The organism is Caulobacter vibrioides (genome assembly GCF_002310375.3).
Lineage (GTDB): Bacteria > Pseudomonadota > Alphaproteobacteria > Caulobacterales > Caulobacteraceae > Caulobacter > Caulobacter vibrioides_D.
On the sequence record NZ_CP023315.3, the window covers coordinates 935,549 to 948,062 of the forward strand.

10 protein-coding genes and 3 pseudogenes are annotated in these 12,514 nt (G+C 69.1%); 6 read left to right on the forward strand and 7 right to left on the reverse strand.

The window, feature by feature from the left end; all coding sequences use genetic code 11:
* The first annotated feature begins 18 nt into the window (after positions 1-18).
* Positions 19-1,475, forward strand: a pseudogene (locus CA606_RS04420) (porin).
* Here the strand turns inward: CA606_RS04420 and CA606_RS04425 are convergent.
* Positions 1,472-2,803, reverse strand: a complete 1,332-nt coding sequence (locus CA606_RS04425) for an oxygenase MpaB family protein (RefSeq protein WP_096052218.1) — start codon at positions 2,801-2,803, stop codon at positions 1,472-1,474. The pseudogene CA606_RS04420 and the gene CA606_RS04425 sit on opposite strands and share 4 nt — an antisense overlap.
* A gap of 123 nt (positions 2,804-2,926) precedes the next feature.
* Here CA606_RS04425 and CA606_RS04430 point away from each other — a divergent pair.
* Positions 2,927-3,594 (forward strand): annotated as a pseudogene (locus CA606_RS04430) (TetR/AcrR family transcriptional regulator).
* A 31-nt stretch (positions 3,595-3,625) separates the two neighbouring features.
* The gene (locus CA606_RS04435; RefSeq protein ID WP_181242784.1) at positions 3,626-4,036 is read left to right on the forward strand and encodes a DUF4282 domain-containing protein; all 411 of its coding nucleotides are present in this window, start codon (positions 3,626-3,628) and stop codon (positions 4,034-4,036) included.
* Between the two features lie 43 nt (positions 4,037-4,079).
* Here CA606_RS04435 and CA606_RS04440 read toward each other — a convergent pair whose 3' ends face one another.
* From CA606_RS04440 to CA606_RS04450, 3 genes are read right to left on the reverse strand one after another with little or no spacing between them, the layout of a single operon-like run.
* Positions 4,080-5,027, reverse strand: a complete 948-nt coding sequence (locus CA606_RS04440; protein ID WP_096052215.1) for a WcbI family polysaccharide biosynthesis putative acetyltransferase — start codon at positions 5,025-5,027, stop codon at positions 4,080-4,082.
* 56 nt (positions 5,028-5,083) lie between these two features.
* Complete coding sequence (locus tag CA606_RS04445) at positions 5,084-5,530, reverse strand: MarR family winged helix-turn-helix transcriptional regulator (RefSeq protein ID WP_096052214.1); 447 nt, start codon at positions 5,528-5,530, stop codon at positions 5,084-5,086.
* 10 nt (positions 5,531-5,540) lie between these two features.
* Entirely contained in the window at positions 5,541-5,957 is a 417-nt protein-coding gene (locus tag CA606_RS04450; protein ID WP_096052213.1) for an organic hydroperoxide resistance protein, read from the reverse strand.
* A gap of 317 nt (positions 5,958-6,274) precedes the next feature.
* Between CA606_RS04450 and CA606_RS19900 the strand changes: the two are divergent.
* A pseudogene (locus CA606_RS19900) lies at positions 6,275-6,391 on the forward strand (hypothetical protein); the annotation flags it as partial.
* A 37-nt stretch (positions 6,392-6,428) separates the two neighbouring features.
* Here the strand turns inward: CA606_RS19900 and CA606_RS04455 are convergent.
* The gene (locus tag CA606_RS04455) at positions 6,429-7,130 is read right to left on the reverse strand and encodes a DnaJ domain-containing protein (protein WP_096052212.1); all 702 of its coding nucleotides are present in this window, start codon (positions 7,128-7,130) and stop codon (positions 6,429-6,431) included.
* A gap of 106 nt (positions 7,131-7,236) precedes the next feature.
* Here CA606_RS04455 and pdxH point away from each other — a divergent pair, with 106 nt between their 5' ends.
* Complete coding sequence (gene pdxH / locus CA606_RS04460; protein ID WP_096053871.1) at positions 7,237-7,905, forward strand: pyridoxamine 5'-phosphate oxidase; 669 nt, start codon at positions 7,237-7,239, stop codon at positions 7,903-7,905.
* Between the two features lie 11 nt (positions 7,906-7,916).
* Here pdxH and CA606_RS04465 read toward each other — a convergent pair whose 3' ends face one another.
* Positions 7,917-8,537 (reverse strand): TetR/AcrR family transcriptional regulator, encoded by a 621-nt coding sequence (locus CA606_RS04465; protein WP_096052211.1) that lies wholly within the window; start codon positions 8,535-8,537, stop codon positions 7,917-7,919.
* Between the two features lie 144 nt (positions 8,538-8,681).
* On the opposite strand from CA606_RS04465, the gene CA606_RS04470 reads away from it, so the two are divergent.
* Entirely contained in the window at positions 8,682-10,181 is a 1,500-nt protein-coding gene (locus CA606_RS04470; protein ID WP_096052210.1) for an AAA family ATPase, read from the forward strand.
* A 388-nt stretch (positions 10,182-10,569) separates the two neighbouring features.
* Here CA606_RS04470 and CA606_RS04475 read toward each other — a convergent pair whose 3' ends face one another.
* Entirely contained in the window at positions 10,570-12,327 is a 1,758-nt protein-coding gene (locus tag CA606_RS04475; protein ID WP_096052209.1) for an ATP-binding protein, read from the reverse strand.
* Positions 12,328-12,514 lie beyond the last annotated feature (187 nt).

Here is a 12,514-nt window from a genome sequence, read left to right on the forward strand (position 1 = left end):
GCACATCGTCATTGAAGTGTGACATTTGAGGCCAACACGAAGCGCTGTCCCAAGGTCGTGCCTTGCCTCCTGTCGCCCCGTCTCTCGCCCTGCTTGTCGCGCTCAGCGCCTGTCTGTCGCCCACCGCCGTCCTGGCCCAGGATCCGCTGACGCCAGATGAGGTCGCCGCTCTCCGGAGCGAGATCGCCAGCCTCCGCGCGCAACTCCAGACGATGGAGCGCCGGCTCGACGCGGTGACCCGCGCGCCCCAGGCCATGGCGCCCGTCGCACCGTCCTCGACCACCGTGGGCGCATCCTCGGCTCCGGCCCCGAAGTCGACCGCCGCGCCGACCGAGATCACCTGGAAGGGGGCACCGCAGTTCGCCAGCGCGGGTCGCGCGTTCAAGGCCAAGGGCCGCATCCAGGTCGATGTCGGCCAGGTCGACGCGCCGGACGGGCTGGTGGATCGCGGCCTGGGCTATGGCGCCGAGATGCGTCGCATCCGGCTGGGGGGTGAAGGCAGCCTGGGCGCAGGCGTCGGCTACAAGCTGGAGCTTGAGCTGTCGGACAACACCGTCGATCTGGTCGACACCATCGTGACCTACAAGAGCGGTCCGTGGCTGCTGGCGGCGGGCAATCAAAACCAGTTCCAGTCGCTGGACGAGGTGACCGGCGACAGCGTGGGCGCGTTCATGGAGCGCGCGGCGTTCACCGACGCGTTCAATTTCGAGCGCCGCCTGGGCGTCTCGGCCCAGTACGAAAAGGGCCCCTGGGTGCTGCAGGGCGGCGTGTTCGCCGACGACATCACCGCGCTCTCCAACAGCAGCGATGGCCCCGCCGGGGGCGATGAGAACAACAGCTATGGTCTGGACGGCCGGGCCGTCTATGCGCCGAAGCTGGGCCAGACCCAACTGCACCTGGGCGGTTCGGCCCACTGGCGAACGCTCAAGCGCGTCACCGACGCGGGAACCCGCTACCGCCAGCGGCCCTATGTCCACACCAGCAACAGCCGCCTGATCGGAACCGCCGCCCTGCCGGTCGAGGAAGAAACTCACTACGGCCTGGAGGCGGCCTTTGTCAGCGGCCGGTGGCACGGCGCGGCCGAGACCCACTGGCAGGAAGCGGCGCTCAGGGCCGGGACGCGCCCGACCTTCTTCGGCGGCTACGCCGAGCTTGGCTATTACCTCACCGACGATAGGCGCGGCTACAAGGGCGGCCAGTTCGATCGCACCAAGCCCGCCAAGCCGCTGGGCGGCGGCGGTGTCGGCGCGCTGCAGCTCAATGTCCGCTACGACTATCTCGACCTGAACGATCGCGGCGTGGTCGGCGGCAAGCAGGACGCCTGGCTGGCGGCGCTGATCTGGCAGCCGGTCGAGTACCTGCGCTTCAACGTCAACTACGGCCGGCTGGTCTACCAGGACGCCACGCCGCTGCGGAACGGCGACCGCGACTACACGGTCAATGTCGCCGGCGCGCGGATGGAGCTGGACTTCTAGGCCGCCGCCTCCGCCGCCTTCGCGCCCGGCGCCGGGCGGTATGTCTCCGCGTCGCTGGTGAACTCCGCGTGGCCGTAGCGGGCCAGCTGTTTCTTCAGCCGGGCCACCAGCCGGCGGTCGGCGAGGTCGGCGACGCCGGGCACGTTGCGGGCCAGGCGGTAAGCGGCCAGCTGGCTGCTCACCAAGAGGGCCACCACGCCAAACAGCATGAAATCGCGGGGACCGATCTCGACGCCCATGCGCCGCGCCGCCGCCCGGTCGCCGTTCAGGAAGTTCTTCAGGAAGAACACCTTGGCGAAGCCGCGCTCGACCTTGTCGAACAGCTTGTTCTCGGGGCGCTCATTGGGCGGCAGATAGGCGTTGAGGGTGGCGCGGACCAGCTCGCCGCAGGTGGCGTCGTCGAAGCCGGCGCGCAAGGTGGCGCTGCGGGCGTTCATGGTGTCGACCACGCCCTGCGGGGTGTCGGCCAGCAAATCCTCGGGCAGGCCCAGCAGGAAGCAGCGATAGCGGGCCAGCTCGACGCGGGCGCGCTCCTCGGGCGTGAAGACGGTCCGGCCCGTGGCCACGATCTTGTAGCTCATCAGGAAGATCGGGATCAGGCCGGCGGGCATCTGGTCGACCTGCGGAATCGGGATGCCATAGACCCCGACATCCCAGAGGTTGGAGCGCTTCAGGGCGTTGAACCGCACCATCGAGTGCATCAGCCGCACCATGGCGGCGGCCTTGAACCCCGCGCCGTGACGCTCCAGCGATCCGGGCAGCAAGGTGGTGGTGAAGAAGGTCGCCGTCTCATTGACCCGGCGGGCGGCGGTGTCGTTCGACAGGGTGCCGGTCAGCGCCATGGGCAGGGCGGCGTACTTGTTCATGAAGGTGGCGATGAACGCGCCCCGGATCGCGAACGGCCCCAGATTGGCGGCGGCGTTGCGGTCCAGCTTCTGGCCCTCGCGCACCATGTCCATGTCCAGCCACGCAGGAACGCGCTCCATGTCGGCGATGAAGGCGGCCAGTTCCGGCGGCGCTTCGGGCACGGCGGCGATCCCCTGGTCGCAGGCCGTGGTGAGCATCTGGATCAGGGGGCGAAAGCCGTGCCTCGGCATCAGCGCCGCATAGGCGTCGGCCACGACGTCGCCCAGCAGGGTGTAGGCCTTGATCAGGGCCAGCTTGTCGGGATCGAGCTTGGCGTGGGCCAGACGCGGCGCGATGCTGGTCTTCGGGTCGTCGGTGAACCGCTCGGGCGTGAGGTCGAAATCGACGTCGCCATACAGGGCGGGCAGGGCCTGCTTCTGCGCGGCGACCTTGGCGCGAACCCTCTCCAGAGCGGTGTTCATGCGATCCTCCCGGGGCGGCGGTCCCACGCGGACCCTCGTCTCTGATCCCAGCCTATGTAATCGTCGCCCAGCGGCCTACTCGCCTTGCCCGCAGGGGCGGGCAGCGCGGGAGCGATCCGGCAAGTGACTGAAAAGACGAGGCGAACGCCGCGCCAGCCGCGGTCCGAGGCGACGGTCGAGGCGATTCTCGAGGCGGCCTTTCAACTTTTGGAGCAGGGCGGCGTCCGGGCCCTGACCACCAACCATATCGCCGAGCGGGCGGGGGTGAGCGTCGGCACGCTCTACCAGTACTTCAAGGGCAAGCAGGCGATCCTGGCGGCGCTGGCCCAGCGGCAGGCCGCCGCCGCGCGCGACCGCATCGCAGCGATCGTCATCGACGGTCCCCGGATCAGCGCGGTGCGGATGATCGTGCGGACCCTGGCCACCGCCTTCGAGGGGACGCCGGCGACGCGCCGGGCGCTGCTGGACGCCTTCGCCGGCGAGGCGGGCGACGCGGCGGTGATGCGCCATCATCGGCTGTTCTTCGACGCCATCGCCGGCAAGGCGCGCTTCGATTTCGACATGACCCCGGAAGCGGGTTTCGTGCTGACGCACGCGGTCATCGGCCTGTTGCGCGCGGCGACGGCCGAGAGCGAGCTGTCGCTCGACCCGCAGCGCCTGGAGGACGAACTGGTCCGACTGATGGAGGCCTACATCCTGGCGCTGATCGAGGCGAAAGGCGTGCCTGGCTAGGGCTCGCCTCGACAACGCCAGGCCCGCGCGGCATTGCCGAGCGGGCCGGTCGCTGCTAGCGATGGCGTCAAAGAGGCGCTTTTCGCCGTCTTGGGGTTACGTATGCCTCCGGCCAATAAGACCAAGCGTGGGTCCAGCTCACTGCTTTGGGATCTCCTGACGTTTGATCGCCTGGTCACCGGGCCGGTGATTCACTTCATCTATTGGGCGGGCCTGGGCGTCGTCGCCCTGTTCGGCTTCTCGGTCGTGGGCGCCGCCGTGGGTCTGGCGCTGAAGGAGCCGGGCGTCGGCTCGCTGCTGCTGGCCTTCCCCGTGCTGATCGCGGGCCTGCTGGTCGCGGGCGCGCTGGTGCTGCTGTGGCGCGCCTTCTGCGAGTTCTATGTCGCCATCTTCCGGATCAGCGAGGACCTGCGGGCCCTGCGCCAGACCAGCGACGCCGACCACGCCGCCCACCGCGCGCGGCAACAAGCGGCCAAGCAAGCCGCTCAGCCCCAGCCCTGAACATCGACCCCCTCGGCCAAGGCCGGGGAGGGCGAGTCGCGCTTTAGTCCGTCGTCAGAAGCGGCGTGTACCAGGGTCTGGCCGTGGGCTGGGCCATGGTCTCGACCGCCTGCAGGAACTGGTCGCGCGGGATCGCCTCGTAGAACGGGCGCTGGCCCCGCACGTAGGCGGCCAGGGTCTGGCGCCCGTGCGTCTTGGTCAGGGTGACCGGCTTGTCCTCGAAGGTCATGCCGAACGCCTTGCGGACGAATGGCGGGGCGAAGAACTGGATCTCGTTCAGCGGATCGGGCGTCAGCGACCATCGCGCGCTCAGGATCTTGCCGGTCATCGGCTCGATTCGTTTGAGGATGTCGTCGGCGATCCAGCGCATCGGCAGGGTCGAGGGGTGGTTGGGCGTGTGGCCAAGCCGCTTGGACTGGTAGAGCGCCTTCACCCGATCGGAGATCTTCACGTCCAGTGGCCGGTCGCCGTCCAGCACGCGCTCCTCGCGCACGCCGAACTCGTAGAACGCCGCCCCGACCATGCCCTCGACATAGGGGGCGAGGCCCTCCAGGTGCTGCAGGCGGTCGACGATCTTGGCGTCGTCGAAGCCCCGGGCGATCAGGGCGCCCAGCAGATAGTCCATGTACTCGGTGGGCGGCTCGGGCAGGCCGGGCAGGGCCGAGGTGATGAACGGCGTGTAGACCTCGAAATGGTAGTAGGCGAAGCTGATCAGGGTCGTCTGGGCCTTCGCCGCCGCCTCGACGATGCGCGCAGACGCGAACTGCGGGCCGCGATAGTTGGCCGAGATCGGCTGGTAGAGCACCAGGTCCAGGTCGGGCACGGACGCGATGAAGGCGTCCATCTCCTCAGCCGTAATGTTCATGGTCGCCGGGATCGGCGTGAACTGGATCTTGCCCTTCAGGCCCGGAATGCCCTGCAGCAGCCTGAGCAGCGCATTGGCGTGGCAGGCGCCATAGATGGCGGCGCGGATCGGCTTGTGACGCGGCATGGGATTCCCCTGAACGAGTCCCGTTTAGGCGTTGGTTTTGATCCCGACAACGCGGTTCAGCGCGCCACCGTCTTCAAGCGCTCGCGCAGGGCGCCCACCAGGTCCAGCGGCATGTCCAGCGCGCAGAACAGCTTCTCGGGGATAGACACCGCCTGATCGCGCAGGGCGCGGCCCTGGTCGGTCAGCGAGACGATCACCCGACGCTCATCTTCGGGGTCGCGGTCGCGCGAGACGAGACCGCCGGCCTCCAGCCGCTTGAGCAGGGGGGTGAGGGTGCTGGAATCAAGGTCCAGCGCCTCGCCCAGGGCCCCGACCGTCCGGGGGCTGGCCTCCCACAGCACCAGCATGGCCAGATACTGCGGATAGGTCAGGCCCAGGGCGTCGAGCATCGGGCGATAGAGCCGCGTCATCCGGTTGGCCGCGCCGTAAAGGGCGAAGCACAGCTGGTTGTCGAGACGCAGAATCTCGACGGGCTGATCGGATGACGCGGACTTCTGGGTCATGGGCGAACTGTTAGGCGGCCTTGACGCTGATGGCCACGTCGATGTTGCCGCGCGTGGCGTTCGAATAGGGGCAGACCGCGTGGGCGCTGGCCACCAGGGCCTCGGCGTCGGCTTGCGACAGGCCTTGGGTCTCGACCTCAAGCGCCACTTCCAGGCGGAAGCCGACCTCGGCGGTGGCGAGGCTGACCTGACCGGTCACGGTCGAGCCGGCCAGAGCGATCTTCTGGGTGCGGGCGACGTGGCCCATGGCGCTCTGGAAACAGGCGGCGTAGCCGGCGGCGAACAGCTGCTCGGGGTTGGTGCCCGTCTCCTTGCCGCCCAGCGACTTGGGCATCGACAGCTGGACGTCCAGCAGGCCGTCCTCGGTGCGGGCGTGGCCTTCACGGCCGCCAACGACGGTGGCGCGGGTGGTGTAGAGGGTGGTCATCGGGAAGCTCCTTGGCTTGAAATCGTACGAACGATTTAATCGTGTGCGATATGAATTCAAGGGTGGTGACGTGAAAAAGATCGCGCGCGATGGAATTATCTTGAGCGCCCCCTCCGTCACGCGGCTGCGCCGCGCGTCACCTCCCCCGCAAGCGGGGCAGGAGCGGAGCCGCTCTTCCTCACCCGCAAAGCGGGGGAGGTGGATCGGCGCGGATACGCGACGAGACGGAGGGGGCGCTTAGGCCCTCCAGGTGGCGTTCAGCAGCGAGCGGGCCGGTGTCGATCGCCGCGCCCCACGAACCCCGACCTTCCCGGCGAATGCCGGGATCCAGATCGAACCCACAGACGCCTATCCGCTAAGCTCGGAACAACGTCGCATCATCCCCAGCCGCTCCGGATGAATCTGGGCCCCGGCATTCGCCGGGGAGGTCGGTGGTTAAGGACACCCTCAGCGCAGGGGGGCGCTTAGGCCCTAGGCCGCCCAGGCGGCGGCGAAGCGCTTCAGCAGCGAGCGGGCCGGGCTTTCGCCGCGGCTTTCGGCGGCTTCCAGGCGCAGGAAGAGATCGCCGGCCTTGTGGTGGGCGCGGGCGGGCAGGCCCTGGCCGGGCAGGCGGACGAGGCCGCGCGCGGCGGCCTTGGTCGAGATCCAGGCCGGGCGGGGGCCCAGCGGCGTGTCGGCGTCGACCCGGCCGCCCTCGGCGAGCACGCGCGGATCCACCTTGCCGGTCAGCCACAGGTCATCGCCCCGCACCAGGGCGCCGTCTTGAGCGCGCAGGCGGACTTCGAAACAGACGCCCTCGACCCGCACCTTGTCGCCCTCGCGCAGGCCGGCGGGCAGCTTGAGCCGCAGGCGCCGGCCGTCGATGGCCAGGTCCTCGGCGCCGCCCGACAGGGCCGTGGCGATGTCGATCTCGAGAAAGACCCGGTCGGCGATCGAGGCCGGTTGGGTGACGGCCGGCGGGAAGTGATGGCGGACGACCGGGGTGTCCTGCAGCAGGCGATAGGCGGCCAGCACGTCGCGGAACAGAGCCGCGTCGCCGGTCGGACGGTCCGGGTGCGCGCGCTTGGCGGCCTCGCGATAGGCCTTGCGCAGCTCGCGCTCGTCAGCGTCGGCGGCCACGCCAAGCAGGGCGCGGGCGGCCGAAAGCGTCAAAGCGGATTGCCGGGCGGTCATCCGCCGACCCTGGAGTCTCGATGGTCAACGCCCGGTTAAGTTAAGACTTTCACGGTTGGGGGGCTGAACGGTGGTCGCGGTCGCGCTGGAGGACTATACCCACCCCATGAGCGCCGACCCGACCCTGATCCCCGCCTCGCCCAGCGAGGACGACTATGTCCGCCAGGTGCGGGAGGCCACGCCCCCGCCGCTGCTGAGCGAAGAGGATCCGTTCGCCCTGTTCGCCGAATGGCTGGAAGAGGCCGGCAAGAAGGAGCCGAACGATCCCAACGCCATGACCGTCTCGACGGTCGACGCCGACGGCATGCCCGACTCGCGCATGGTGCTGCTGAAGGACTTCGATGCACGGGGCTTCGTCTTCTATACGAACACCCAAAGCGCCAAGGGTCAGGCGCTGAACGCCCATCCCAAGGCCGCGCTGCTCTTCCACTGGAAGTCGCTGCGCCGTCAGGTCCGGATTCGCGGGACCGTTGAGCCGGTCACCGAGGCCGAGGCCGACGCCTATTTCGCCAGCCGCGCCCGGCACAGCCAGATCGGGGCCTGGGCCAGCGACCAGTCGCGGGCGTTGCCCGATCGGCTGGCCCTGGAGAAGCGCGTCGCCGAGATGGGCCTGAAGTTCGGTCTTGGAAAAGTGCCGCGCCCGCCGCACTGGTCAGGCTATCGGATCACGCCGGTGACGATCGAGTTCTGGCGCGACCGGCCGTTCCGCCTGCACGAGCGGCTGGTCTTCGACCGCGCTGAGGGCGGCTGGACCACGAAGCGGCTGTTCCCGTAGGCGACACGCCGTCAGCGCGCGCCGTAGCGCGCCAGGAAGGTCTCCACCGCGTCATGGGCGATCTGTCGGACCGACCGGCGCGACTGGGCGTCGTCGCCCGCCGAAAGGCCCAGCACCAGCGTCACGTGATCCAGCATGCCCATCAGCTGGCCCGCGGCCCACGAGGGTTTGTCGACCTTCAGTTCGCCCGCCTTCACGAGGTCGTTGATCACCGCGATGGCCGCGCCGCCCAGCTCGTCGCGGGCGGTTTGCAGAAAGTACTCGGCGATATCTGGGAAGCGACGACGCTCGGTCGTCACCATCCTGAACATGGCGCGCGTGTCGGGACGCGAGAAGAAAGTGGCGTAGGCCACGGCCAGGGTGGTGAGCCGCGTGCGGGCGTCGCCCTTGACGCGAACAGCCTCGCGCACCGGCGCGGCGACGCCGCCGACCGTCTCCATGACGATCGTCCGGAACAGATCGGCCTTGCTGGGGAAATAGGCGTAGAGGGTGGCGGTCGAGATGCCGGCCGTTCGCGCCATCACCTCCATGCCTGCGTCCGCATAGCCCTCGCGCAGGAACATCGCCCTGGCCGAGCCGAGGATATCCTCGCGCTTATGTCGCCCCCGTTTCAGACCCGCGCCCATCAGCATGCCACAACTCGCGCCCGCCTCTTTCTATCAATCTAACCGAGTATTTCTGGATTCATCAAGCCATGCGCGAGGGGACTTGCGCGCCGGTTTGAGCTATGGAGCCCCGGCGCCGGTCTTGGCGCGCGGAAAGATGGGAATGTCGGCGTGATCAAGGACGCGGAAGCCGAGCGCGAACAGGAAGTGGCCGCCTGGTTTGGCGAGCGGGCCGAGAACACGATCGAGACCTCGTGCGCGCGCGTGTTCCTGATCGGCGAGTCGGCTTTCAAGGTGAAACGCCCGGTCGACTTCGGCTTTCTGGACTACTCGACGCTGGAGCTGCGGCGCTGGGCGCTGGAGCGTGAACTGACCTTCAACCGCGCCGCCGCGCCGGACATCTATCGTGAGGTGCGCCGCCTGACGCGCGCGGCCGACGGCGGCATCGAGATCGACGGCGAGGGCGAGATCGTCGAATACCTGCTGGAGATGCGCCGGTTCGACCAGAACGGCGTTCTGGCCTCTCAACCCTGGGCGATCGACGACGCGCTCGAGGACTCGCTGGGCCGCACCGTCGCACGCTTTCACGCCGGCGCCTCGCTGCGCCCCCAGGGCGGCGGGGTCTCGGCCCTGGGCTATACGATCCGCTCCAACGCCAACCTGCTGCGGGGCCTGGCGCCGCGCCTGGGCAAGCAGGCCGTCGAGCGCCTGGTGCACGAGACCGATCTGGCGCTGGAGCGCCTGGGGCCCTTGCTCGATGCGCGCGCCGGCGAGGGCTTCGCCCGCCACTGCCACGGCGACCTGCATCTGGGGAACATCCTGATCGAGAACGGTCAGCCGATCCTGTTCGACTGCATCGAGTTCAACGACACCCTGTCGGACATCGACATCCAGTACGACCTGGCCTTCCTCTTGATGGATCTGGACTTCCGCCGTCGTCGTGATGCGGCCGGCCGGGTGCTGAACGCCTATCTGGACGAGGCCGCCCGAACCTTCGGCGAGGGGCTGTGGACGGGTCTGGCGGCGCTGCCGCTGATGCTGTCGGTCCGCGCCGCCGTGCGCACCCACGTCTGGGCCTATACCGGCGATGACGAGGCCGCGCGGGCCTATCTGCAGACCGCCCTCGAGCACCTGGCTCCGAGGCCCGTCAGCCTGGTGGCGGCCGGCGGTCTGTCAGGCTCGGGCAAGTCGACCTTCTCGCGCGTCTGCGCCCCGGGCCTGGGCTCGGCGCCCGGCGCGGTGGTGCTGCGCACCGACGAGATCCGCAAGCGCCTGTGGGGCGTGCCCTCTCTGCAGCGACTGCCGCGCGAGGCCTATACGCCCGAGATGGGCGCCAGGGTCTATGACCAACTGTTCCAGGACGCCGAGCTCTGCCTGAAGGCCGGGCGCTCGGTGGTGCTGGACGCGGTGTTCCTCAAGCCCGAAGAGCGCGCCCGCGCCGAAGCCCTGGCCAAGACCTGCGACGTCGCGTTCCTGGGCGTCTGGCTGGAAGCCCCGCCCGAGGTCCTGCGCGCCCGCGTCGCCGCCCGCGTCAACGACGCCTCAGACGCCGACGTCGCGGTGCTGGAAACCCAGCTGAGCCGCGACACAGGCGACATCACCTGGCGCAAGGTCGACACCGTCAGCGCCTTCGAGGACGAAGCGCGGGCGCTGGCCGAGGCGATGGGGTAGGGGGCTGGGGCTCAGTCGTCGTCCGAACGGTCTGGAGTAGGTGGATATCGGCCAGGCCGCAGAGGCCCCCACCGGACCATGCTCCGCATGGTCGTCCGCCCCCAGAGGGGGCAGAAGGTCCGCGCATGTCCTTCTTCCCCCTCTGGGGGAGGAGCGCGCAGCGCGGAGGGGGCAAGTGAAGGCCGACTAGGGTCGCTCCCAATCTCCACCACTCCTCCAGAAACCCGACCTTCCCGGCGAACGCCGGGATCCAGATCGAACCCACGGACGTCCATCCGGTCAGCGCGGCGCGAGATCGCGTCACCCCCAGCCGCTCCGGATGAATCTGGGCCCCGGCGTTCGCCGGGGAGGTCGGCTTGTTCTATCGTTCGCAAGCGCCCAGCGCCCGTCAGGCCGCCCGCCGCCCCTCGCCGGGCGGGGGTCCCACCGCATTGACGATCGCCGTGATCAGGTCGACCGGCTTGACCGGCTTGCCCAGGTGGTCGTCGAAGCCCAGGCCCAGGAAGCGTTCGCGGTCGCCGGACATCGCCGAGGCGGTCAGGGCGATCACCGGCATGGCCGGATTTCCCGTGCGGCCGTCGCGAATGGCCTCCAGGGCCGAGATGCCGTCCATCACCGGCATGTTGATGTCCATCAGCACGCAGTCGAACCGGCGCTCGCCCATGGCCTTGAGCGCTTCCTGGCCGTTGTCGACCACGGTCAGGGCCACGCCCAGCGGCTCCAGCATCGTGCGCACGACCAGCTGGTTGATCGCATTGTCCTCGGCCATCAGCACCTGGATCTGTCCCAGGTCTTCCGCGCGCGGCTCGACGTCCTGGGCGGGGGAGACCGGCGCTGCGCAGGCGGGGGCCACGAAGGTGAAGTTGAAGCACGCCCCGCGCTCTGACGGGACCAGGACCAGATCGCCGCCCATCTGCCGCGCCAGCGATCGCGCGATCGACAGGCCAAGGCCCGCCCCGCCGTGCTCGCGCGAGATGGTCTGGTCGGCCTGGGTGAAGCTGTCGAACACCCGCTCGGCCGCGTCCGCCGGCACGCCGGGGCCGCTGTCGGAGACGGTGATCGAGACGCCTTGAGCCCCTTGGCCCCCAGGCGTGGTCGAGACCTCCAGCCGCACGCCGCCGTCGACCGTGAACTTGATGGCGTTGGAGACCAGGTTGGTCACCACCTGACGGATCCGCAGCGGGTCGGCATGGACGCCTGGCGGGAGATCTGGCGCGTAGTCGACGGTCAGGGTCAGGTTCTTGAACACCGCCGCATCGCGCCACGCATCGACCACCTCGCCGACGAGGTCCTGCAAGCTCATGTCGATCGGCGCCAGCTCGACCCGGCCCGCCTCGACGCGCGACAGGTCCAGGACGTCGTTGAGCAACTGCATCAGGCCGTCGCCGGACTTGATCATCAGCTCGACCTGCTCGCGCTGAACAGGATCCAGGGTCGAGCGTCGCAGGGCGTGGGCCATGCCCAGCAGGCCGTTCATCGGGGTGCGCAGCTCGTGGCTGGTCACGGCGATGAATGTCGACTTGGCGCGGGCCGCCTCCAGGGCCTTCTCGCTCTCCTCCCGCAGGCTACGGGTCAGCTCGTCCATCCGCCGGGCCGCCGCGCGGTTCTGGATCATCACGTTGAGCGTGGTTCCCACCAGCAGCACCAGGCCCCAGCGCGCGGTCTGCGCGGCCGCCCCCGTGTCGGGCATGAAGAAGAACGGGAAGATCAGCAGGCTGGCCATCGGCGCCAGGCCGTTCAGCACCAGCAGCGGCGCGGACTGGTGGCGGAAGTTCTGCGTGTAGATGACCTGGCCGCACCAGATCGCCACCGCGGCGATCTTCATCAGGTCCTCGCTGTGCAGCCACAGCAGGATCGCCAGGGTCGACCAGCTGATGTTGATCGGGATCGACGACCAGGCGAACCAGGCCCGCTCCTGCGGGGTTCCGGTGCGTCCCGCCTTGAACCGGCGGGTGACCAGCAACGCCAGGCCCTCGCCCAAGTAGAGGCTGAGCAGCCAGGCGGCCGCGATCGCCGGGCCCAGGGCGAAGACCATGATCACGGCGACCACGGCGGCCGAGATCAGGCGCGACACCGTCAGCCGATAGGTGTCGGCCGCGACCTCGTCCAGTCGCTCATCGGACCATGCCTTGGCCAACCAGCCCAAGTCGCCTCACAGGTTTGAATCGGCGCGCGCGAAGCACTTCACCGCACGGCGAAATATCCGCCGTCAGCAACCAAAAGTCCCTGAATAGCGCCTGCGACCGATGATCGCGCCGCGTCGGTCGCTCGGCGCCGGCGCACATTCCTGCTCGCGCGGCGAGCGCGGCGCGTTGCGTGTTGCGCCGCACACC